Source organism: Flavobacterium crocinum, assembly GCF_003122385.1.
GTDB lineage: Bacteria > Bacteroidota > Bacteroidia > Flavobacteriales > Flavobacteriaceae > Flavobacterium > Flavobacterium crocinum.
Genome location: NZ_CP029255.1, coordinates 149,650 through 173,326, shown reverse-complemented (window position 1 = coordinate 173,326; position 23,677 = coordinate 149,650). Strand labels below are relative to the sequence as shown.

21 protein-coding genes are annotated in these 23,677 nt (G+C 34.4%); 11 read left to right on the top strand and 10 right to left on the bottom strand.

Going from position 1 to position 23,677, the window contains the following annotated elements:
- Nucleotides 1-335: 335 nt before the first annotated feature.
- The 10 genes from HYN56_RS00865 to HYN56_RS00820 all read left to right on the top strand — a co-directional run bounded on the left by HYN56_RS00865 (nt 336) and on the right by HYN56_RS00820 (nt 14,097).
- On the top strand, nt 336-3,362 hold the full coding sequence (locus HYN56_RS00865) for a SusC/RagA family TonB-linked outer membrane protein (RefSeq protein WP_109190460.1): 3,027 nt from the start codon (nt 336-338) through the stop codon (nt 3,360-3,362).
- Between the two features lie 43 nt (nt 3,363-3,405).
- A complete protein-coding gene (locus HYN56_RS00860; protein WP_109190459.1) occupies nt 3,406-4,998 on the top strand; it encodes a RagB/SusD family nutrient uptake outer membrane protein in 1,593 nt (530 codons plus the stop codon).
- 109 nt (nt 4,999-5,107) lie between these two features.
- Nucleotides 5,108-6,307: an endo-1,4-beta-xylanase gene (locus HYN56_RS00855; RefSeq protein ID WP_240622639.1), complete on the top strand. Its 1,200-nt coding sequence runs from the start codon at nt 5,108-5,110 to the stop codon at nt 6,305-6,307.
- Nucleotides 6,308-6,449: 142 nt separating this feature from the next.
- On the top strand, nt 6,450-7,349 hold the full coding sequence (locus HYN56_RS00850; protein ID WP_109190458.1) for a PKD domain-containing protein: 900 nt from the start codon (nt 6,450-6,452) through the stop codon (nt 7,347-7,349).
- 338 nt (nt 7,350-7,687) lie between these two features.
- The gene (locus tag HYN56_RS00845; protein WP_109190457.1) at nt 7,688-9,106 is read left to right on the top strand and encodes a hypothetical protein; all 1,419 of its coding nucleotides are present in this window, start codon (nt 7,688-7,690) and stop codon (nt 9,104-9,106) included.
- A 915-nt stretch (nt 9,107-10,021) separates the two neighbouring features.
- Nucleotides 10,022-11,824, top strand: coding sequence for a glycoside hydrolase family 2 protein (locus tag HYN56_RS00840; protein WP_109190456.1), 1,803 nt, complete (start codon nt 10,022-10,024; stop codon nt 11,822-11,824).
- A gap of 218 nt (nt 11,825-12,042) precedes the next feature.
- Nucleotides 12,043-12,252: a helix-turn-helix domain-containing protein gene (locus tag HYN56_RS00835; RefSeq protein ID WP_109190455.1), complete on the top strand. Its 210-nt coding sequence runs from the start codon at nt 12,043-12,045 to the stop codon at nt 12,250-12,252.
- Between the two features lie 3 nt (nt 12,253-12,255).
- The gene (locus tag HYN56_RS00830; RefSeq protein WP_109190454.1) at nt 12,256-12,570 is read left to right on the top strand and encodes a HipA N-terminal domain-containing protein; all 315 of its coding nucleotides are present in this window, start codon (nt 12,256-12,258) and stop codon (nt 12,568-12,570) included.
- Entirely contained in the window at nt 12,563-13,486 is a 924-nt protein-coding gene (locus HYN56_RS00825) for a HipA domain-containing protein (protein ID WP_109190453.1), read from the top strand. The genes HYN56_RS00830 and HYN56_RS00825 overlap by 8 nt, the downstream gene beginning before the upstream one ends.
- Nucleotides 13,487-13,497: 11 nt before the next feature.
- Nucleotides 13,498-14,097 carry a DUF6624 domain-containing protein gene (locus HYN56_RS00820; protein WP_109194690.1) on the top strand — a complete coding sequence of 200 codons (600 nt, stop codon included), beginning with the start codon at nt 13,498-13,500 and terminating at the stop codon, nt 14,095-14,097.
- 212 nt (nt 14,098-14,309) lie between these two features.
- Here the strand turns inward: HYN56_RS00820 and HYN56_RS00815 are convergent, their stop codons facing one another.
- From HYN56_RS00815 to HYN56_RS24985, 6 genes are all read right to left on the bottom strand, one after another.
- On the bottom strand, nt 14,310-15,149 hold the full coding sequence (locus HYN56_RS00815; protein WP_167398258.1) for a DUF4249 domain-containing protein: 840 nt from the start codon (nt 15,147-15,149) through the stop codon (nt 14,310-14,312).
- A 4-nt stretch (nt 15,150-15,153) separates the two neighbouring features.
- Nucleotides 15,154-17,772, bottom strand: a complete 2,619-nt coding sequence (locus HYN56_RS00810) for a carboxypeptidase-like regulatory domain-containing protein (RefSeq protein WP_109190451.1) — start codon at nt 17,770-17,772, stop codon at nt 15,154-15,156.
- Between the two features lie 101 nt (nt 17,773-17,873).
- Nucleotides 17,874-18,719 carry a FecR family protein gene (locus tag HYN56_RS00805; protein ID WP_109190450.1) on the bottom strand — a complete coding sequence of 282 codons (846 nt, stop codon included), beginning with the start codon at nt 18,717-18,719 and terminating at the stop codon, nt 17,874-17,876.
- 12 nt (nt 18,720-18,731) lie between these two features.
- The gene (locus HYN56_RS00800) at nt 18,732-18,941 is read right to left on the bottom strand and encodes a hypothetical protein (protein WP_109190449.1); all 210 of its coding nucleotides are present in this window, start codon (nt 18,939-18,941) and stop codon (nt 18,732-18,734) included.
- 46 nt (nt 18,942-18,987) lie between these two features.
- Nucleotides 18,988-19,509, bottom strand: coding sequence for an RNA polymerase sigma factor (locus tag HYN56_RS00795; protein WP_109190448.1), 522 nt, complete (start codon nt 19,507-19,509; stop codon nt 18,988-18,990).
- Nucleotides 19,510-19,608: 99 nt separating this feature from the next.
- A complete protein-coding gene (locus tag HYN56_RS24985) occupies nt 19,609-19,761 on the bottom strand; it encodes a hypothetical protein (protein WP_167398257.1) in 153 nt (50 codons plus the stop codon).
- 142 nt (nt 19,762-19,903) lie between these two features.
- On the opposite strand from HYN56_RS24985, the gene HYN56_RS00790 reads away from it, so the two are divergent.
- Complete coding sequence (locus HYN56_RS00790) at nt 19,904-20,170, top strand: hypothetical protein (RefSeq protein ID WP_109190447.1); 267 nt, start codon at nt 19,904-19,906, stop codon at nt 20,168-20,170.
- Nucleotides 20,171-20,389: 219 nt separating this feature from the next.
- On the opposite strand, the gene HYN56_RS00785 is transcribed toward HYN56_RS00790, so the two are convergent.
- The 4 genes from HYN56_RS00785 to HYN56_RS00770 form a co-directional block, all read right to left on the bottom strand.
- Nucleotides 20,390-21,106 carry a type 1 glutamine amidotransferase gene (locus HYN56_RS00785; protein WP_109190446.1) on the bottom strand — a complete coding sequence of 239 codons (717 nt, stop codon included), beginning with the start codon at nt 21,104-21,106 and terminating at the stop codon, nt 20,390-20,392.
- Between the two features lie 92 nt (nt 21,107-21,198).
- Nucleotides 21,199-21,681 (bottom strand): GNAT family N-acetyltransferase, encoded by a 483-nt coding sequence (locus HYN56_RS00780; protein WP_109190445.1) that lies wholly within the window; start codon nt 21,679-21,681, stop codon nt 21,199-21,201.
- A 4-nt stretch (nt 21,682-21,685) separates the two neighbouring features.
- Entirely contained in the window at nt 21,686-23,104 is a 1,419-nt protein-coding gene (locus tag HYN56_RS00775) for an aminotransferase-like domain-containing protein (RefSeq protein ID WP_109194689.1), read from the bottom strand.
- A gap of 21 nt (nt 23,105-23,125) precedes the next feature.
- Nucleotides 23,126-23,494 (bottom strand): hypothetical protein, encoded by a 369-nt coding sequence (locus HYN56_RS00770; protein WP_109190444.1) that lies wholly within the window; start codon nt 23,492-23,494, stop codon nt 23,126-23,128.
- Nucleotides 23,495-23,677: the final 183 nt, after the last annotated feature.

The window sequence follows — 23,677 nt, the reverse complement described above, 5'->3', positions numbered from 1 at the left end:
ATAACACCCTTTCAGGGTAATTTTGTGGGGTTGTGTTTTTTAGTAGTGCTTTGCACTACTTTTTTTGCTTTTAGGCTTTCAGCCTATTTAAAAGTTTTGCATTTTAAATTTTGTACTTAAAATGATTTTAAATTTAAAATTAACCACCTCACAATTTTTTAAGGTTTATATTACGAATCCCGTTTTTTAAGGCTTCAGAAAGGATGAAATTCGCAAATAAACACATTCACGCCCCTAAATGCGAATGTTTTTCTCCCCTAAAACCGTCATTTAATAATCACATTTGCAATATAAATCATGACTGATTTCTATCTAACTAACCAAAAAATTAATTTATGAAACAAAACAAACCTGTAAAGATGTTTTGCCGTGAAGGAAAATATCTAAAACTAGTTTTATTACTGTTTATGTGTATTTTTTCTACCACAATCAATGCACAAGAAAGTTCGATTACCGGAAAAGTAGTCGATAATGCCGGATTACCTCTTCCTGGGGTAAACGTTCACGTAAAAGGAAGCACAAAAGGAACCCAAACCGATTTCGACGGTAACTTCACCATTAGTACTGCCCCAAAAAGTATTCTTGTATTTTCTTTTATCGGAATGGATGAAGTTTCAGTTGATACTGAAAACAAGAAAAACCTAAAAGTGGTTTTAAAACCAAGTTCGCAAGCCTTAGACGAAATTATTGTTGTAGGTTATGGCACCAAAAAGAAAAGTGACGTAATTAGTTCTGTAGCTTCGGTAAAACCGGGCGATATGACCAAAGTAGCCACTTCTGATGTTGGGGAAATGCTTCGTGGAAAAGCAGCCGGAGTTCAGGTAAGTTTAGCTGACGGAGGACCGGGAAGTTCTTCTTCAATCCAAATTAGAGGAAAAAAATCCATTAACGGAAGCAACGAGCCAATCGTAATTGCAGACGGAATCGTAATTGGAAATATTAATGATATTAATGCCAATGATATTGCTTCTTTAGAAATTCTGAAAGACGCCGCTGCTCAATCTATATATGGTGCAAGAGCTTCAAATGGTGTAATCTTAATTACAACCAAAAGAGGAAAAACAGGAAAAGCAAAAATCTCTTATAATGGCTTTTCGGGAATTCAGACAATCAACAGGAATTTTGATGTTTACAGTGGAGAAGAATTTGCTCAGTTAAAAAGAGAAGCATACAGAACAAGTAATGGTGGAGTTTACCGGCCAGACGATCAGGTTTTTACACCATTGGAACTGGAATCTGTTAAGTCCGGAAAGTATATCGATTGGGAAAAACTGGTTTTAAGAACCGGAGTAACCAATAACCATAGTGTTAGTATTTCATCTGGAACAGACAAAACGAGTATTTTTTCTAGTATCAACTATATTAATACTTCAGGAGTAGTTCCGAATTCGGATTACGAAAAAGTAGCAATGAGAGTAAATGTCGATCAAAGAATTACAGACTGGCTGAAAGTGGGAATGAATGTTTCGCTTCAGTTTTCTGAATCTAATCGCCCGAATGTGGGTAACATTTTAAATAATGCGATTAATACATCACCGTTAGGTCAGGTTTACAATGAAGATGGCTCTTTCCGTTATTTACCTGGAGGAATTCAGGAAACACCAAATCCGTTGATCGATGTTTACGAAACCAATACAAATGAATTAAATCGTAACGATATCATGAATGTGTTTCTGGATATTAATCTGGCAAAAGGTTTTACTTATAAAATGAATGCCAGCCGAAGATCGTGGAATTACAAAGCAATGTCTTTCAATACTTCAAAGTCACTTTCGGGAATTGCTAATTCAGGACAAGGAAGCGGTTATATTCGTTTTCAGGATAATGTAGAGTATCAATTGAGTAATATTTTGCATTATAATTTAAATGTAGCCGAAAAAAATCATTTTAACGTAACCGGAGTTTACGAGATTACCTCATCAGAATACAATGATTTTAGAAACTCAGCAAGCAGAATTCCAAGTGATATTCTGGGAATTTATGGTTTAGAAAGTGCTTTCTTAAATACGCCTGAAATTGGAGGTAATGAAAGATCGTTAATTTCTTTTGCAGGAAAATTAGAATATGATTTTGATAACAAATATTATTTCACAGTTTCAGGAAGAGCTGATGGATCTTCAGTATTTGGAGCCAATAATAAATGGGGATTTTTCCCGGCTGTCAATGCAGCCTGGAATGTTACCAACGAAGAATTCATGAAAGAACATGTTCCGGTTTTAAGTAACTTAAAATTAAGAGCAAGTTATGGTAAAGTAGGTAACCAGCCGAAAGATCCATATCAGAGTATGGCGACAGCGACACAGAGAGATTACATTATTAATGGTGTAAAAGTTTCGGGTTATGTACCGGGTTCACAATTATCGAATCCGGATTTAAGATGGGAAACTTCAACACAATTAAACCTTGCTGCCGATTTCGGTTTATTCAAAAATAGATTGAATGGAACAGTTGAGGTTTACAATACCGATACTTCAGATTTATTGATTTATGAAACGCTTAACGCGAATACAGGTTACACGACCAAACTTTCTAATATTGGAAAAGTCAACAATAAAGGTTTGGAAGTGACTTTGAATGGCGATGTAATTAAAACAAAAGATTTTAGACTGAATCTGGGAGCCACGTTTACTAAAAACAAAAACAGTATTGTAAGCATCTACGGAAAAGATGCAGACGGTGACGGAAGAGAAGATGATGCCGTTGGAAACTTATGGTTCATTGGAAAACCAATTGACGTGTATTATAGATATAAAGCAGTTGGAATTTATCAGGAAGGTGAAAATATTCCATTGGTTACAGGAACAACTTTGTATCCGGGAGATATAAAATTGTGGGATGCCGATCCGTCAAACGGAGCGAATCCAAATCCGGATCAGGACAGAGTGATTACTTCTAAAATGCCGGATTGGTTCGGAACTTTCTCTTTGGCTTTAGAATACAAACAATTTGATTTCTCAGCAGATATTTATACCGTTCAGGGTGTTACGAGAGACAACTTATTCTTGTATGATTATGTTCGTGGAGGTTCTTTAAGAGGGGTTAAAAACGGAATCAAACAAGATTATTGGACACCTGAAAACCCGGGAGGAAACTGGCCGAGACCGAGAGACGGAAATGATCCGCCATACATTAATACTTTAGGATTGCAAGATGCCTCATACATTCGTTTGCAAAACGTTTCTGTTGGATTTAAATTCCCTGAAAGTACGCTGAAACCATTAGGCTTAAGTAATATGAGACTTTATGTTACAGGAAGTAATTTGGTTACCCTTACAGATTATCAGTCTTACAGCCCAGAAAAAGAAATTAGTGATTATCCGGAACCTGTTACTTGTGTTATAGGCTTACAGGTAGGTTTCTAACAAAAAGGTTTAAGACATTCAGTAAATAAAAAATAACAAGATCATGAAAAATATAAATTTTCTATTTGTTTTGATTTTCGGACTTTCCTTAGGACTTACTTCGTGCGAAGATTTTCTGGAGGAAACCGTAAAAGATCAAGTTTCTGTAGATTATATCTACAATTCTCCGGCAGGTTTAGAAGTTGGGGTTAATGCACTTTACAATCAGATGCGTTATTATAATCTGCCATCCGGAGATAATAATGATTTGTGGGCCAATGTATTCTTTATGGTAGCAACCGATTTGGGATTGCACAGAACCTGGAATACGCCTTATGGAACCGGTCATAATCCGCAATCTTATACAGGTTCAAAATGGATTCAGGGATATAAAATCATTGACAGATGCTCGGCTATTATTACTTCGGCAAGATCTATAAAAATGGATGAAGCGGCGAAGAAAAGATTAGTCGCGCAGGCAAGAGTAATTAGAGGTGAATTGTATTTGGATTTAAAACAAATGTATGGCGGAATTTTGATTGATACAATTCCAACAACACCACAAAACATCAACGATCCGGTTGAATACAAAGTAGCAAGCGATGCAGATGTGTACAAATTAATAGATGGAGATCTGGATTATGCAATTGCCAATCTTCCTTTTAAAGTTGATCCGGGACGTTACGGCCAGGGAGTTGCAAGACACATTCGTGGTAAAAGCGCTTTATGGCAGCAAGACTGGGCAGAAGCGGCAGCACAATTTGATGCAATTATAAATGATGGAACTCACGGTTTAGTTGCTTTAGCAGATGTTTGGGGACAAAATGGAAATCATAAAGAATCACTGTTTACCTATCAAAAAGATTTCTTATTAGGACCAAGTGATGATTTAGCAGGAGGCGGAGGTTCCTGGTTAAGCAGTGTTTTCACGCACAGAACTTACGAATTAAATACAAGCGAATTGGTTCAGGACGTTGCCTACGGAGGTCAGGCTTTAGGTTGGTTTTATCCAAACAATTACTTAAAATCATTGTACGATCAGGCAAATGATTTAAGATTTAAAACTTATTATTATTCAGATAATTATCAGGACTATAAAATCAACGTTCCAGGTAATCCAAAATTCGGACAGCCAATTACCAATCCGGCGATTGCAGCACCAAACGGAAATTACAGAGCCTGGCACTGGAGTTTAAAGAAATACCACGATTCAGAAAAATTACCAATGACTTCAAACAGCTATAAAGATTATATGTATTACAGAGTAGCTGAGACTTATTTATTGGCTTCTGAAGCGTATCACAATTTAGGTAATGATACGAAAGCATTAGCCTACTTAAACAAAGTTAGAAGAAGAGGTTATACAGGAAATCCTGAAAGTAACGTAACCACTTTTGATTTGACAGCTTGGACATTAAATAATTATTTAGACGAATCAGCCAGAGAATTAGCATTCGAAAATAACAGATGGTTTCTGTTGAAAAGACTTGGACTTTTGGTCGAAAGGCAAAATTTATATTTCCGTTCAAGTCCATCAGGAACTATTTCCGGAGAAGTACAATTGAAAATGACTCCGGCCATGATTAATATGCCAATTCCACAAAGCCAAATTGATTTGATGGGAAAACCGGCAGGATTTAATGTTGGTTACAATTAAAGTTAAAATCTGATTTATAAATAGAAACATATTTCTTTTTACATAGTTAAAACTATGTGTATTTAAATAAGTGAAACGCCTTTTATGTTCAAAGTAAAACTATGTTTCTATGTGTTTAAAAAATTTCAAAAAAGTTAAGGTTAAAGTTAGTAATAACCCATCCGGAAGTTGGAATAATCCTAATCTGACTTCCGGATTTAAAAACAGACACACAATGATCAATAAAAAATATATTCTGGGTATACTTACCGTTTTGTTGTTTGCATCCTGCAGCAACGACGAAAAAGTAGTTTTTATAAATGCAGATGAAGGTGATTCTGGTAATCCAAATCCGATTACACAGACACTGAAGGAAAAAGCAAAGTTTAAAATTGGAGCCGCAGTAAAAATGAGAGACCTGCAAGGAGAAGCCAATTACAAAAATGCTGTTTTAAAACACTATAGCCAGATTACAGCCGAATTTGAAATGAAAATGGCAAGTATCTGGACTTCTTCAACAGCTTATAATTTTACAGCAGCCGATTATTTAGTTGGTTTTGCTAAAGACAATAATCTGGAAGTTCACGGACATACTTTAGTTTGGTATGATTCATTTCCGGAATGGTTTAAAAATGCCAAATACGATTCCATCGCATTCGAATCAAAAGTAAAAGTTTACATCACAGATGTTGTTGGGCGTTATAAAGGCAGAGTAAAAAGCTGGGACGTTGTCAACGAAGTTTTTGCAGATGGTGGAGCTATGCGAAATGAAACTGTAATTAATTCATTATTTAAAGATCCAATTGGTTTTTACGGAAGATGTTTCCGATATGCCAAAGCAGCTGATCCGGATGCTAAACTATTTTACAATGATTACAGCGTAGCACTGGATGCAGGAAAAAGAGCATCCATCAAAAAAATGGTTACCAGATTCAAAGCCAACGGAGTGCCTATTGACGGTATTGGTGATCAGTTTCACTATGCAACAGATACCAACAGGCAAACTATGAAAACTGGTTTTACGGATATGGCTTCAACAGGATTGCTAATTCATATTTCAGAATTGGATATCAAAGTAAATACAAGTAAATCTGATTCATACGTCTTTACAGATACCGAAGCACAAAAACAGGCGGAAACATACAAGTACATTACAACTTTGTATGAAGAATTGCCACAGGCTCAAAAATTTGCTATCTCAACATGGGGAGTAACAGACAAGTATACGTGGCTGACAACTTTCTGGAACTCCAAAGAATATCCTTTACTGCTGGATGCCGACTATAATAAAAAACCAGCGTATCATGGATTTTTAGAAGGCTTGAAATAGGCTTTTAGAATGCTAGAAAATAGAATATAGATTATAGAGAATAGAAAATAGAAAAAGGGAAGAAATAAGATTTGCTGAGAAGTCTTTTCTCTATAATCTATGTTCTATTTTCTATAAAAAAATAACCAAAAAAATTAAAATCATGACCATAAAACTAAACCATATACCGAGATTAAAATATTTCCTTTTAGTGCTTTTTGTAGGTTTGCTTTCCTGCGAAGACGATGTACGCGAAGTATATCTTTATAAAAAAGGAGAATTAAATGCGACTTCAACAAATACAGCTATTCAAGGAGGAGAAACAGTAACCTATACCGATTCGTCAACAAAAGTACGTGCCATAAAATGGACTTTTCAAGGCGGTTCGCCAGGAGCTTCAATTGAACCGAATGTTGAAGTAAAATATACCAAAGCAGGAACTTTTACAACTACTTTAGAAATCACTTTCGTAGATAACACCATTCAAAAGAAAACTTTTACAGTTGAGGTAGAAGCACCACCTACGCCGCCAATTGTTATCCCAGCCGATGCCCTTAAAATCTACTCTGAAAATCCTGATTTTACAAAAACGGCTCCTGTTTTAAACTGGGTTTCAAGCAATCAGTTTGTAATTAAAGAAGTAGCAACAGATGGATATGAAGGCGCTTACAGAAACTTTTCTCTTCCGGCAACACCACCTGCTGCAGAAGCGAAATGGGCAATGGCAATTCTATCATTTGTCAATTTCACTGATATTTCATCGTACACTTATATCAATATGGCCGTAAGAACAACCAGCACCGGAAAAATCAGATTTAGAATGAAAGATGCTTCTAACACTGGTTATGTTGAATTTGATGCAACAAGTAATCTGTACGGATTGAAAAGAGACGGAAGCTGGAACATGGTTAAAATTCCAATTGCAGAATACAAAAAGCAAAATCCGGCATTAGATTTAACTAAAATCAAAGACATTTTGGTTTTGAGAAGTGTTGATCCAGAAGATGTAAGAGCATTAAACAACTATACGTTTGATTTCGATCACATTTATTTATCTAAATAATTTTTTTTTAAACACATAGAGACATAGATTTTTTAGACTTGGAAAGGGTATAGAAAGAAACTAGTTTCTAACACATAGCTGAACTTTGTTAGTAAAATCCAGCTATGTGTATTTATGAAAGTGAAACGTCTTTTATGCTCAAAGTAGAGCTATGTTTCTATGTGTTTAAAAATAAAATCTGCCAAATCTGCGAGAGAAATATCAGCTCGCAGATCAGCAGATAAAATCTAGCTATGTGCATTTATGCAAGTGAAACGCCTTTTATGCTCAAAGTAAATCTATGTTTCTATGTGTTAAAAATTAGAGTCTCTATTTCCTCTCAAAAAAATAATTAAAAAATGAATTTAAAGAAACATTCCATTTGCGTATTGTTCTGTTTTACAAGTCTGATAGCAGTACATGCTCAGAATAAAATTACGTATCAAAAAGTTGAAGCCAGACAAAATGCTTTAGATCCAAAATGGGTGGCTTATGATGCTAAAACCATTGATAAACTGCCTGGATTTAAAATTAAAAAACAAGAACCTGTTTCAATTTATGGCGGATCAAAAGTCTGGCAGAAAGAAGCAACAGGATTTTTCAGAACCGAAAAAATAGACAATAGATGGTGGATTATTGATCCTGAAGGTTATCCTTATATCTATAAAGGAATTGCCGTTTTTAATGCAGGACGTTCTGTAAATCAGCAGAAAGCATTTGATAAGAAATTCGGAAGCAAAGAAAACTGGGTAAAACAGGAATCAAAACTACTTCGCGATAACGGATTCAACGGCGTAGGAGCGTGGTCAAATGTTGATTTAGTTCGAAATGCTGAAAATCCGCTGGTTTATACTGTGATAATTTCTCCTATGGGAATGTATCATTCTGAACATATTAAAAAATATGGAGGAAAATATAAAGAAGCCAGCTGGCAAAATTACCGCTTTGATCTAGTAATGGTTTTTGATAAAGAATTTGATACTTACATCGAAAAATCGGTAAAAGAGGTTTCTCAGTACAAAAATGATAAGTATTTGATGGGTTATTTTACTGATAATGAACTGCCTTGGTACAACGACGCATTAGATAAACATTTAACTTTATTGGCCAAAGATGAGCAGGGTTATATCGCTGCAAAAGAGTGGTTTGATAAAAGAAAAGGTTTTAATGCTTCCGTTTCGGATATTACTCAGGAAGACCGAATGGCATTTACCGCTTTTTATTTTGAAACTTATATGAAAAAGGTAACGGAAGCACTTCGAAAAGCAGATCCAAACCACATGTATTTAGGATGCCGTTTCAATCAGGATAAAGAACAGGAATTGACCAATCCGGAGATTTTTAAAGTGGCAGGAAAGTACATGGATATTATTTCGATCAATCATTACAGAAAATGGGAACCGAGCCAGGAATTGATGAACAATTGGGGCGAATGGTCGGGAAAACCATTTTTGATTACAGAATGGTACACCAAAGGAGAAGATTCCGGACTGCCGAATAATACAGGTGCTGGATGGCTGGTTCGAACGCAGAAAGAAAGAGGACTTTTTTATCAGAATTTCACGTTGGAATTACTGAAAAATAAAAATTCAGTTGGCTGGCATTGGTTCAAATATATGGACAACGATCCACAGGATTTAAGTACAGATTATTCCAATCGTGATTCGAACAAAGGAATTGTCAATAGCAATTTCGAACCGTATCAGCCATTGTTAAAAGAGATGAAAGTGATTAATGATAATGCTTATGAATTAACACGTTATTTTGATAAGATGTAAATGTTTTTTTTACAGAACCAACGATAATCAATGTTATCGCAAAACGCTTTTTGTGGTATTGTCATTTCGACCGAAGGGAGAAATCTCCGCAAGTAGCTCTGCAAAGATTGGAGAAATACTGTGCGGAGCTACTTGTGGAGATCCTTCCTTCGTCAGGATGACAAACTAGGTAGAGAAATGATTTGTGTTTAAAAATCTTTACAATCTGCCAAATCTGCGAGAGAAATTTCAGTCCGCAGATTTAGCAGATCAGAAGATAAAATAGGAGTTTAAAATCTAGCTATGTGTATTTCTGCAAGTGAAACGCCTTTTTCTGAACAAAGAAAATCTATGTTTCTATGTGTTTAAAAATCTGTACAATCTGCCAAATCTGCGAGAGAAATATCAGTCCGAAGATTTAGCAGATTAGCAGATAAAATAGGAGATTAAAATCCAGCTATGTGTATTTATGCAAGTGAAACGCCTTTTTCTGAACAAAGAAAATCTATGTTTCTATGTGTTTAAAAATCTGTACAATCTGCTAAATCTGCGAGAGAAATTTCCGCCCGCAGATTTAGCAGATCAGCAGATAAAATAGGAGTTTAAAATCCAGCTATGTGTATTTATGCAAGTGAAACGCCTTTTGCACACAATGAAAACCTATGTTTCTATGTGTTTAAAAAATAAAATCTGCTTAATCTGCCAAATCTGCGAGAGAAATTTTCAGCTCGCAGATTTAGCAGATCAGCAGATAAATTAGTTTGCGTAAAGAGAACACGAATAAAACAGATTTGCATTCGCAAAAGCGCAGAAAAAAAACAGATTTTATTTTGTTGAAAAATTCGTTTTTATCGGCGTCTTCGTGATAACGAATCCGTTTAATCAGTGTCATACATATAGCTACTTAATTAAATCAGATAATTAAAAATAAAAACTATGAAAAAAATTGTAATGCTGTGTTGTACTTTTCTACTGATGGGAAAAGCCATAGCACAGGAAGTTCCATTAGTTTCCAATATTGCCGCCCGAAACAATATTACCTTAAACGGAAAATGGAGTTATATCGTAGATCCGCTGGAAAATGGATATTACGATTACCGCTTAATGCCTTTTAAAAACAACGGATTTTTCGAAAATAAAAAATGGAATACCACAGATTTAACGGAATATAATTTCGCGACTTCTGCGACAATGGATATTCCGTCTGATTGGAATTCGAAAGACGAAAGATTGTTTTTTTATGAAGGAACGGTTTGGTTTCAGAAAGACTTTAATTATAAAAAAGACACTAAAACCAAAGGGATTCTTCATTTTGGAGCAGTCAATTACGATGCGAAAGTGTATGTAAACGGAAAACTGGCAGGAACGCATGTTGGTGGTTATACGCCTTTCAATTTTGATGTAACTAATTTATTGGTGGACGGAAACAATTTTGTTGTAGTTAAAGTAGATAACAAACGTCATAAAGACAATGTTCCAACGGTAAACATGGACTGGTGGAATTATGGCGGAATCACAAGAGACGTAACTTTAGCTCAGGTTCCAAATACTTATGTCGAAGATTATTTGGTTCAATTGGATAAAAAAGAAAAAGGAAAGATTTCCGGCTGGATAAAACTGAATGATGAAACAGCAAATCAGTCGGTTTCAGTTTCGATTCCGGAATTAAAAATCAAAAAAAGCGTTACTACAGATGCAAAAGGAATGGCGTATTTTGAGATTAAATCCAATCCGGTTTTATGGACACCTGAAAAACCAAAATTGTATGAAGTAACGATTTCTAAAGCAGATGAAAACATTGTAGATCAAATTGGTTTTAGAACCATTGAAACCAAAGGAAAAGAAATTCTGTTAAACGGCAAAAAAGTCTTTTTGAGAGGAATCAGTATTCATGAAGAAGCGCCATTCAGATCGGGAAGAGGCTGGTCAGAGGACGATGCCATTACTTTATTAAATTGGGCAAAAGAGTTAGGTTGTAATTATGTTCGCTTAGCACATTATCCGCATAATGAAAACATGGTAAGACAAGCCGAAAAAATGGGAATTATGATTTGGTCTGAAGTTCCGGTTTACTGGACGATTTCCTGGACAAATCCGGATACCTATGCCAATGCAGAACGCCAATTGCACGACATGATTTACAGAGATAAAAACCGTTGCGGAATCGTGATTTGGTCTATCGCCAATGAAACACCACATAGTGATGAAAGAGATATTTTCCTGAGTAAATTGGCAAAATATGCCCGTACACAAGACAATACACGTTTAATAAGTATGGCGATGGAAGTAACCAAAAGTCCGAACAATGTAAATACACTTCATGATAATATGAATGAGTTTGTAGATATCGTAAGTTTCAATCAATATTTAGGCTGGTACAGAGGAACAAACGAATCGTGTAAAGATATGCAATGGGTAATTCCATACAACAAACCTGTAATTATCAGCGAATTTGGAGGCGAAGCTTTACAAGGTCTGCATGGAGATAAAAAAGAGCGCTGGAACGAAGAATATCAGGAAGAATTGTACATTCAAAACACACAAATGTTCAATCGTATTGAAGGTTTGGCAGGAGTTTCGCCTTGGATTTTAGTTGACTTTAGATCTCCCAGAAGACAATTGCCAAACATTCAGGATTTCTTTAATCGTAAAGGATTAATCTCCGATCAGGGAATTAAAAAGAAAGCTTTTTATGTGATGAAAAATTGGTATGCACAAAAAGAAAAAGAATATAAGTAAGTTATAGTTTTAGATAAAGTGAAAAACCTTCAAAGTCAGAAATGATTTTGGAGGTTTTTTACTGTTATGGCAGTAAATAAAAGTTAATTTGGTTAAAAAATCAAAAAAGGATAATTCAATTTATTTTTTACTGTTTTAGCGGTAAAAAATGATAAATAGATTGCAATTGTGTTTTTTGTATCTCAAAAATCGATATATTTACTGTTAAAACGGTAATTATGAATGATTTTAATTTAGGCCAATTAATTAGAGAACATCGTAAAACTGCAGGATTAACACAGCTTGAATTAGCCAATTTAGCTGGTATAGGGAAAACGACGGTATTTGATGTTGAAAAAAATAAGGAATCTGTTAGATGGGATAGTCTAAAAGCAATTCTAAATGTTTTGAATATTGACGTGCAATTTAGTAGCCCACTAAAAAAATAAGAGATGAGAAAAGCAATTGTTTATGTACATGGTGTAAGAGCTGGCGAGCTTGTAGAAGAAGAAAATGGCAGCTATCTATTTGAGTATGATAATGATTATTCAGCAGAACCAGTTTCACTTACAATGCCAGTTGCTCATAAAAAATATTCTTTCTCAAATTTTCCACCATTTTTTGAAGGATTACTCCCAGAAGGAATAATGCTGGAGGGACTTTTAAAAATAAATAAAATAGACACAAAAGATTATTTTTCGCAGCTTATTGCAACGGGAAGTGATTTAGTTGGAGCGGTAACGGTTAAAGAAGTTGATAATGAATAGATGTCCCATCACATATGAACTGTGTGGAGATGAACTATACAGTATTAAAGGATTAAAACTGCTGTCTCCTAAATTAACTTCTTTTCATAATCTTCCTTTTTCTGCTTCTGAACAAAGACAAGAAGCGGTAAATAGAGCTAGTAAATTATCTATTCAAGGGGTTCAGCCTAAGTTAAGTGCTGTTTTATCAATTAAAAAACAACAATTCGAAATCGTAGATCAGTTTGGCAATTTCATTATAAAACCTCAAAGCGATATTTTTCCTGAGTTGCCCGAAAATGAAGACCTTACCATGCGAATGGCAAAAGTCTACGGAATCGAAGTACCGCTTCATGGATTGGTTTATTCTAAAGACCATTCAAAATCGTATTTTATAAAAAGATTTGATCGTTACAGTAAAGGAAGAAAATTTGCTACAGAAGATTTTGCACAGTTAACAGGAAGTTCCAGAGATACAAAATATAATTTTACGATGGAGAAAATTGTAAAAGTTTTGGATGATTTCTGCACATTTCCTTCCATTGAAAAAGCAGAACTTTTTAAAAGAGTATTATTTTGTTTTGTGACGGGCAATGAAGATATGCACCTGAAAAATTTTTCACTGATTACAAAATCAGGAAAAACAACTTTAGCACCTGCTTATGATTTTCTAAACTCTTCTATTGCGATAAAAAATCCTCAGGAAGAAATGGCTCTAAAATTAAAAGGCAAAAAAAGTAATTTTAAAGCCACTGATTTGATTGATTATTTTGCCAAAGAAAGATTAGGACTTAGTGATAAAGTTATCGATCAGATCATGAAGAGAATGTTTGAAAATGCAGAGAAATGGAACGATCTGATTGAGATTTCATTTTTATCTGAAGATATGAAAGAGAAGTATTTTAAATTGCTGAGAGAACGCATTGGAAGATTTTAATAATGATAAAAATGAATTATCAAGAAATAGCTGAAAAAATAATCGAACTCAAAAATGCCGATTTTGAATTGAGGGAAAAACTCATTCAAAACGGAAAGCTTTCAGCAGGATATAACGCAGAAATGGAAAAACTGCACAATAAAAATGCAAGTGAATTAGAAGATATAATAAACCAAATTGGTTATCCATCAATTGATAAAGTTGGGGAAGAAGCCAGTCAAAGTGCGTGGATTATAATTCAGCATGCCATTGGACAACCGGACTTTATGCGAAAATGTGCTTCAGAATTAGAAAAAGCTGTAAATGGAGATAAGGCAGATCCAATAAATCTTGCTTATCTGTCAGATAGAATTGCTGTTTTTGAAGGGAAACCTCAGGTGTACGGAACCCAATTTGACTGGGATGTAAACGGTGAAATGAGCCCGAATTTCTTTGATGATCTGACGAAAGTAAATGAAAGAAGAAAACAAATTGGTTTCAATACTTTGGAAGAACAAATCGGAATTATGAGAAAAAGAGTTAAAGATGAAAATCGGTTGCCACCAATAGATTTTGAAAAAAGAAAACTTGAAATGGAGGAATGGCGAAAAAAGACTGGTTGGATAAAATAGAATTTTTAGATGTTATTTGTTCCGTAGGAACATCTCATAGGTAGAAAAATGATATGGTCATTATTATTTTACGTTCCGTAGGAACGTTTGATATGGCATCATTTTTTAACCATCCGATGTCTCAAACGTTCCTACGGAATGTAAATTTACCCCGTTGCCATTTTTTTTCTACCAATGAAACATTCCTACGGAATGTAATGTTAATTTAAAGATTATTTTACCAAATAATCAACCTGATCGGCTTCGCAAAGTCTGAAATAACCAAAAGCAAACTCGTTAGCATTACTGGTATTTATAATGTTTCCTCTAATATTTCCCGGAGGAACAGAAAACGGATTGGAGCTGGAAGCTTCCAGAATTAATTTCCAATAATTAAAGAAGTTTTTAGAAACTCCTCTATGCGTAATTTTTACCGTATTTCCGGCTTTCATATCTTCGTGAGAATATCTGGTACTGATTTCATTTCCGTTATAAAATTCATCATTTGTGATTTCGTATTCCGGATAAATTAGAAATTCACTTTGATAATCGGTTACATAAAAATTGATTTGATCAGCTGGGTCGTTGTAATAAAAAGTTAATTCAATAACATCTTTACCTCCAAAATCTGGAACCATTTTTTGCTCTACTTTATTAATTGGAGTAGCAGAAGTTAGTTTTTCTGTTGCGGTATAACTTTGTCCTTCTGAAGTGATAAACAATTTATATTCCATATCGATGACAGGAACAAAATTGTTGCATTTGTAAACTCCTGCTTCAGTTTCATTAAAAGTAAAGACATCTCCGTTGCTGTTTTCTACTCTAACCTGTGCGCCTGAAACTTTTGGTGTTGTACCGCTGTAATACGGAGCCGTTTTACTGACTTTTATAGTTTGTTCGTTTCCTGCAGTTCCTTTTTTCCAAATTATTTCAGCATCAATTACCAATTTGGTTTCTCCTGTTTCCAGATCAAGATTTACTACATCTTCACAAGAAGCAAAAGAGAAAACAAAAAGAAGACTTATTAATGCCAGTGCTTTATTCATTACCGTATATTTTTTCAATTTATTCATAGCATTAAAATTTAAAATTATAAGAAACCCCGGGTACAATTCCGAAAATTGAAAGTCTTCTTGTTTCATTTGCGCCAGTATCTTCATTGGTGGTAAAACTCATAGAAGCAGCATTTTTTCTGTTGTAAATATTGTAAAGGCTGAATACCCAATAGCTTTGCCAGCCTTTCTTTTTGTCTGGTTTTGGCGTATATGTTGCGGCAACATCTAAATGGTGGAAAAGCGGTAATCGATTTTCATTTCTCAAAGAATAGTTGGGAACATGAATGCCTCCCATTTCATAATAACCGTTTGCGTATGTTACAGGCTGACCCGACTGCAAAGTGAAATTTCCATTAAACGACCATTTTGGGTTCAATTCATAACTTCCTACAATGCTTAGGTTGTGCAGTTTGTCATAGCCAGATAAATACCAGTTACCGTTTGCAACTCCTGGCTCTTCAGCCGTTCTTCCCGGAGTTTTTTGTTCTGCGCGAGACAAAGTATATGAAACCCATCCAGTAAAGACACCAACATTTTTTCTGAACAATAATTCCATTCCATAAGATCTTGCTTTTCCGTTCAGAATTACCTGTTCAATATTATTGTTAGCCAGAACATCAGCTCCGTCAATATAATCAATACGATTTTGGACATTTTTATAAAATAATTCGGTTTCTAAAGAATAATCTCCGTCTTTGAAATTTTTGAAATACCCCAAAGCATATTGATCCAAAAGCTGAGGTTTTGTAAATGGCCCGCTTGGAGTCCAAATACTCATTGGTAAGGGAGATTGTGTATTGGATAAAATATGAATGTACTGTGCCATTCTGTTGTAACTCGCTTTTATAGAAGTTTCGTCATTAAAAGCATAAGACAAGGCGGCTCTCGGTTCAAAATTATTAAAAGTGCTGATTGCCTGTCCTTTTTTATAATTGATGGTTCCTGTAGGAGTTCCTTCTTCGTAAATTTTATATAACGGATTATAAACAACAGCCTGACCATTTTCGTAAGTGCTGATTGGTTCTGGCCCTAAACGATAAAAAGAACTGTAACGAAGTCCGTAACGGAAATTCAGTTTTTCTGTAATTTGGTTTTCAAAATCAATAAAAGCAGAAGCTTCGAGAGCATATTTTTTATCCAGCTGTTTGTAATTAAACTGAGAATCTGAAGCCGTTGGTGCTACAACTCCCGGATTAAAATTATAATACAAACCATCAATACCGTAATTGATTTTGAATTTCTCGGACTGTTGGAAATTCCAATTGTATTTTAATCCGTAGCTTTTAATGTTGCTGTCCCATTTAAAACTTTCAATCGGAATTTCAAGATTAAATCTGTAATCGCTGTAAAAGCCAGATAAATTACTACTTAAGCGATCCGAGAATTTATGTTTCCAGCTTAAGATACCCATTGTACTTCCGTAAGTACTTGCAAAACGGTCATTAATATCGAACAAATCATTTCCGAAATAACCCGAAAAAGACAAGGTATTATTGGCATTAAAGCGGTGATTTATTTTTGCGTTCAAATCATAAAACATGGCGGAGTTTTTATTATCCGCCAGTTTCATGAACAAATGCGCGTACGAAGCACGTCCGGAAAGGATGAACGAACTTTTCTCTTTCTGTATTGGTCCCTGAACCAAAAGGCGGCTAGAAATAATTCCGATTCCTCCATTTACTTTATATTCTTCAAAATCTCCTGTCTGTTGTGCTACATCCAAAACAGAAGAAACACGGCCTCCAAATCTGGACGGAATTCCTCCTTTGTATAAATCTAAACCATTTACGATATCAGCATTAAAAATAGAAAAGAATCCAAACATGTGTGAGTCAGCATAAACTGGAGCGCCATCCAAAAGAATCAAATTCTGATCGGCAGCACCTCCGCGGACATTAAATCCTGAAGAAGCTTCTCCGGCATTTGTAACTCCAGGCAAAGTCAGAATCGATTTCAACGGATCTGGTTCTCCCATAGCAACCGGAATCTTTTTGATTTCCTGCATCGAAAGCTTGTTGACACTCATTTGAGTCGTTTTAATGTCAGCGGCTTTGTTATTCATGACAATAACTTCTCCCAATTGCTGGCTGTCTGAATCTATATTGAAATTAACTTTTGTATCATCTGAAACAGAAACGCGTTTTTCCTCATTTTTAAATCCAACATAACTTACCTGAAGGGTATAAGATCCGTTTGGTACTTCAATACTGTATTTACCGTTAACATCGGTTACTACACCAGTTTCCAGTTCTTTAATATAAACATTCGCGCCAATAACAGGTTGCTTTTCATCATCAAATATGTGTCCGGTTAACTTGCTTTTTTTTTTAGCCGGTTTAGTGGTTTGAGATTTTTGTTTAACAAAAATATTATTGCCTACTATAGAAAATTGCACAGATGCCGTTTTGTTTAGTTCCGTAATAAGCTTTTCAATATCAGTCTGCTTAAAAGTACTCTTTTGATTAAAGTAATTTTTATTGGTGTCAATTTGATCTGTAAAGGCAAATTTATAATCGGTTTGATTTTCAATTTGCTTAAAGAATTCTTTTAAAGTTACATTTTGATCTACAGTTACTGTAACGCTTTGAGCGGTCATACATAAGCTGAATAAAAAAAAGCATGCTGAAATTATATGCTTCATGAAATTTTGTATTTTTGAATAATTATTAACTGGAATAACCTCGTGTTATCCTGAATATGAGGAGGATGTGGAGTTTCGCGGCTTACATCCTTTTTTCTTTTCTACCGAAAAGTAATCTGCTTTAAATCTTCATTTATTTCAAAGTTTAGGTTATACATTTCTGATATTAATTGTACAATTGTTTTTAAATCTTCTTTTTTATTGATTCGGATTGTGATTTTCTGATTCAGATATTCACTTGGAATTATCACTTTATAACCATAGTTCTCCTCAATATAATGATTGAGGTTCGTTAGTTTTTCATTTTCAAAATCTATAAAGCGGCTAAATTCGGTTACCGATGCAGTTTGATTTCCATACGTGAATTTCTCGCCTGGTTTTAAAATCCATTTTTGATCCTGACCTTTTACATTCATTTGAACACTTCCTTCAAAAAGTTCAACCGTTATTTGTTCATTTTCGGATTCTTTTACAATAAAAGATGTTCCCAAAACTGTAGTGGTAGTTTCATTACAGAAAACCTGAAATGGATGCTGTTTGTCTTTTTTTACTTTAAAATAAGCTTCACCATCAATTTGAATTTTTCTGTTTAAAGCAAAATTGTTGCCGTAAGAAATTTTAGAGTTCGGACTCAATTCTACTTTTGAACTGTCTGGCAGCACTACATATTTAATTTTTGATGTAGTATTTTCAATGACATTTTCAGTTGATGCAATTGTGTTTTCTTCCAAAGGCTGATTGTTGAAATAGATTCCAGTTCCAATCAAAACAAAAATAAATACAGATGCTGCAGCGAGATAACGCCACGGCTGCGATTTGCGTTTCTTTTCGGCGAAAGTCTTAGAATGAAATTCGTCCCACGAAGCTTTTTTTATTTCATCTGAATGTGAAGCTGGGGTTTCGTTCCATAATTTATCAAACTCATCATCAAAATTTTCCTTTTCCATGTTTGTTGGGGGTTAGAGCTTTTTGCAGTAAAATCCTTGTTTGGTAAAAACACCATAAACCATTTCTTTAATTTCTCTGTTGGTTTCGATTCTAAGAATTCTTTCTCTTTTTGTGAAATCAAAATTTATAATACAGTCGGAAATAACGAACTGTAAAAGTGCTACAAGTAAACTGGCATCTTTTTTTGTTCTGACATTGGTTTTATAAGCCTCAATATGCATTTTTTGTTCTTGTTTTTATAGATAACAAACGAGAACAAAAAAGTTCCTAATGGTTTTCGATTTTTTTTCGAATAAATTTACTGGCGAGGTAAATATGATTGGCGATGGTCTTTTCAGAAAGATCCGTCATTTCTGCAATCTCCTTATAGCTAAGGTTTTCCAGTTTGTGTAAAGTAAATATTTTTTGCTGCTGTTCAGGAAGCTGATCGATAAAATTTTGTAGTTTTTCTTTTCTTTCTTCAAAAATACCTGAATCGGTTTCTTCATCTAAGATATCAACGTGCAAAGGATCAAGTTGTACTATTTTGTTTTCTCTATTAACATGATTGATGATAATGTTTTTGCAAATGGTATATAATTGCTTGTCAAACAAAACATCTTCGTTGAGTAATTCTCTTTTGTTGTACAATCGTAAAAGACTTTCCTGAACAAAGTCATCTGGTGTAAGTACCGTAAGATTAAATCGTCTGGCAATATTTATCAGTTTATCATAGTAGTCGAAGTAAACCTTTTTGAAGGCTTCCTCATTCCCTTTTTTCAAACTTAAAATAAACTTTTTATTGTCCATAACGAAAATATCGCGACCAGTTTTTAACTAATCTAAACTCATTGGTTTCAATATTATTGCATTCAAAAATTATCAGTTTAGTATTGTGAATGTAATAAGTTACAAAGAACCGTAATTTAATTCTATATTTTGACGCTGTTCTGAGAAAATGTTACAGTAAATGGGATGTTTTTTTAATTTCAGAAAGAAGATATTCGAAAACATCATTTCTGTCAAAAAGAAAAATGGTTTTATTCCTTTTAAATCTTTCATTTAAAAATTGAATTAAACCAATAATTTCTACATCAGCCCCAACCAAAACCTAAACTATGGAGAATTTTATTCTTTTTGCCTTAATCGTGTGCATTGTCGTCTTGTTTAATAAGTTTAATATTTTGAATCCAGATACGAGTTTGTGTATCTAATTATACTTGCACTGCTGGCACTGTATATTTTTATCGTTTACAAATTCATTGAAGATTTCCCATTCAAAAACAGTATCATTATTTATCTGGCAACTTTTAGTATTGGATTGTTTTTATATCTCACATTCGACAAAGGAATTTTAACGTTCTTCTGGATTTTAGAATCTCTCGGATTATTAATTCTTGGAATTATGTTAAAAGAAAAATACTTCCGCTATGTTTCTCTTTCTTGGCTGGAGTCTGCGTCATACGATTAATGTTTTTTGATCTTTCTAATTCTGATTTCTTAATCAGGGCATTAGTTTTATTGGGAGTAGGAGTAGTGCTTTTGGTTATGAATACCTTATTCAAGAAATACAAACACCAATTTGATCAAATACAAACAGAAAAAGCCACAAATCATAAGTAAATGAATTTGTGGCTTTTTTTGTATTATTTTAGAGTGCATGTTTTTCAATCTTTTCCTGAAGTAAATACTAATTTTTATAAGCTTCTATAAGTTTGTCAAGGAATTGAAAAAGCTTCGTGTTCATTTCACTGTAATCGTAAGCTAAAATCGTTTCAGGATTTTGAACAAATTGATATTGCTTACTTTTAGCTAATAAATCAGTTTCACTTTCAATTAAAAGGGCAACTACTTCTGTTGTCAATTCCATGTGGCACTGAAAACCATAAACAAGATTCGAATACGAAACAATCTGAACAGGACAGCCTTCGCTTACAGCCAGAACCTTACTTTCTTTTGTTAAACCCGGCATATCATTATGCCAATGTCCCACGTTTAAAACGGAACCAAAATGATTGATTTTTTCATCTTTTATTCCCTCTTCGGTCAAAGAAATAGGGAAGACTCCAATTTCTTTTTCAGGACTATGATTGAATTTTGAGCCATAAGCTTCTCCAATTAATTGTGAACCCAGACAAACTCCTACAACAGCTTTTTTAGCAGTAATACATTTTTGGATTAAAGCAATTTCAGCCAATGCATCAAAATGAGGAAATTCTTCAAGAGTGGTATTTGGACTTTGCGGACCGCCCATAACAATAAGCAAGTCTATAAAATCGATATCATCCGGCAGTTTATCATTTTGATATACTTTAGAAAAAGATACATTATAGTTTCGTTCTGTTGCCCAATTCAAATAAGCGCCAGGAGCTTCGTATGTTTCGTGTTGTATAATATGTATATTCATTGTTTTCAAAATTGATTACAAATATATTTTTCTCTACAACATTTTGAATAGTCCACTTTTGCTTTTAATGCAATAGTCCAGTAAAATTCAGTTTAAGAATTAAGAATAAGCATCATTTGAATGTCAACTCTGTTGTAACTTGATGAGATGCCTTTGATTTCTTTAAAACCTAATTTTTCATATAATTTAATAGCGGGCTGAAGTTTGGTATTGCTTTCCAGATATATTTTGGAAGCACCTTTTTCAGAAGCCCATTCTATTGCAGATTGTGCCAATAACAATCCAACGCCTTTTCCTTGTGCTTTTGGACTTACAGCCATTTTGGCTAATTCGTAATCGTAATCTTCAGTATTATTTTTGACTAAAGCACAAACGCCCAGAACATCATCATTTAAAACAGCCGAAAAAATTTCGCCTCCTTTTGCTATAATATACTCTTCGGCATGATCCAGCGCTTTGATATCATTTGGCTCGACCTCAAAATAATTTGAAATCCATTCTATATTTAAGTCTTTAAAACTTTTTTTGTACTTCGGATTATAGGTTACGATTTCGATTTGATCGCTATTTTTCATAATGTTAAATACTGTTTTTTATTATTCTGCCTAATTTTCCCAAATCCGATTCTACGCGCTCATTCCATTCCAGAGCATAAGTAAGTCGCATGCAATTATTGTATTGATTGTATTGCGAAAAAATTCTTCCAGGCGCAAAATTGATTTTTTGAGACAGGGCTGTAGTGTGTAATGCTGTTGTTGATATTCTTTCGTCCAGTTCAAGCCAAAGCATAAAACCACCTTTTGGCTGTGCAATTTTAGTGTTGTCAGGAAAATAAGTTTCTACTGCACGATTGATCTGAAGATAATTGGTGTAGAGTTTATTCCTGAATGTCCTAAGATGATGATCGTAACGTCCGTGTTCCAGAAAGTCGCTAATAACATCCGAAAACAAAGAAGAATTGCAAACGGTTTGCACCAGTTTTTGGCGAATGATTTTATCTTTAAATTTTCCAGGGGCAATCCATCCAACTCGATATCCCGGTGCAAGCGTTTTAGAAACAGAGCCGATCCACAAAACCAAGCCTGCTTCATCATAAAATTTACAAGGCTTCGGACGTTCTGAACCAAAGTACAAATTGCCGTAGATATCATCTTCGATCAATGGAACATTATACTGTGTTATCAGTTTTACCAATTCACGTTTGTTTTCGTCGGGCATTTGAAATCCCATCGGATTATTGAAATTGGTAATAAAACAACAGGCTTTAATTTCCGGAAGCACTTTTTTTAAAGCATCAAGATCTAATCCGTGTAAAGGATGCGTTGGAATTTCAACTGCTTTTAAACCTAAAGCTTTAATTGCCTGAAGTATTCCAAAATAGGCAGGACTTTCTACAGCAACACTATCTCCCGGAGAAGTTACAGCCATTAAAGCATTGTACATGGCATGCATGGCTCCTGAAGTAATAACCAGATCATCTTCTGTAATTTTTCCTTCCATTACAAGTGCCCATTTTGCAATCGCCCGCCGAAGATTTTCTGATCCCTGAACCGGTTCATAAGGAGTGCCTGCATCGCCTCTATTGCGGACGGCATTTATAATTCCTTTGTTGAGTTTGGCAATCGGAAGGAAATTCTTTCCCGGCAATCCAAGTGCAAACTGGGTAATGTCAGATTTATCGATGGTGCCGTAAACTTTATGAATAAGTTCTTCAGGCGTATCTTTGTTTTCGTGATTGTCTATACTCGCAATGGTTGGAAGTGTAGTTGTGCGCAGCGCGCTCTTACTCACATAATAGCCCATTTTTGGACGTGATTCTATAAGCGAACGGCTTTCCAGTTCCAGGTAAGCTTGTTTTATGGTGTTTAAGCTAACATTATACAATTTCTGCGCACTTCGAACAGAAGGCAGTTTGTCGCCAAGTACCAAAGTTTCCTTGTGAATCTGGTCTTCAATTATTTTGGCAATTTTTAAATATAATGTTTGATTGTTCTTCATTTTTGGTTTTTCATAAAACATTTAAAAACTGAGATAATGAACAAAATGTTCTGTGCTTTGTTTTAATTGTAAAGCGTTATTGAAATTGGCGCTTCTTTTTTTCTTTAGAAAATTTAGAATGTATTCGTTGAATGTTATCTTTTCTTCATCAGTAAGACTTCCGTCATCATAAATCTTAAATTGAATTTCATTTTTTTGATCCAAAATCAAACTCGTAAAGGCATTGATTTTATTGCTTTTTTTACTGAGAAGAAAAGGGATTCCAAAAAGCATTTTGTCATCTGTTTTTTTACCCCTATTTTGAATGAAGATATTTTGCAAAACCTCCATATCAAATATATAAACTTCTTTAAATGTCGTTTTCTCCTGTGTTGATGCTGTAGACTCCATATCTTTTTTTAGCAAAATTATTGCGATTCTAGATTTGGGTACAGATACAGAAAATACTTTTTTTACGGATACAGATTAAAGGTAATGTTTTATTATGAAAAAGTGCAGTAAAAAGAAAACCCTCAAACAAAAGTCTGAGGGTTTCAAATATTTAAATCAAATTAATGACTGTAGTTTTAAGTA